General features: G+C 39.8%; 1 protein-coding gene. It reads right to left on the bottom strand.

The genetic code is table 11. The annotated features are described in order from the left end of the window. Positions 1-41: 41 nt before the first annotated feature. Positions 42-520 (bottom strand): IS3 family transposase (locus ACERII_RS25915; RefSeq protein WP_373645870.1); only part of this gene is annotated, 479 nt, incomplete at its 5' end.

The raw sequence follows: 520 nt of genomic DNA on the forward strand, positions 1-520 counted from the left end.
GCTCATGCCCCTGTCAAGTAGACACTCTTAAAACCGCACATTTAAGCTGCTTGTAATCGATAGTTAACAGGACTTGTTTTTAATTTCGTTTGTATTCGTTTATTGTTATAATAAGTAATGTATGAGTCTACAGCTTCTTGAACTTCTATTACTGTTTTAGGTTGGCTAAAGCAGTACATTTCCGTCTTCATATGACTGAAAAAGTTCTCGATAGAAGCGTTGTCCCAGCAGTTGCCTCTGCGAGACATGGATTGAGTTAGCTCCAGTCCTTCTAAACGCTTCATGTAGCCTGGGTTTGTGAATTGTGAGCCTTGATCGCTGTGTAGGATCGCTCCTTTCGCAAACCCCTTCTTTTTGAGCTTATCTAACGCTCTATACACTAATTTGGTCTCCTGGCTTGTACCTATTGAGTACGCTACAATCTCTCCGTTATATAAATCTTTTATCGCACAAACATACATCCAACGCTGAGATCCCTTCTTTACTTCTACATACGTAATATCAATCGCTAATTTACGTC

Source organism: Evansella sp. AB-rgal1 (assembly GCF_041820985.1).
Taxonomy (GTDB): Bacteria; Bacillota; Bacilli; order Bacillales; family Salisediminibacteriaceae; genus Evansella.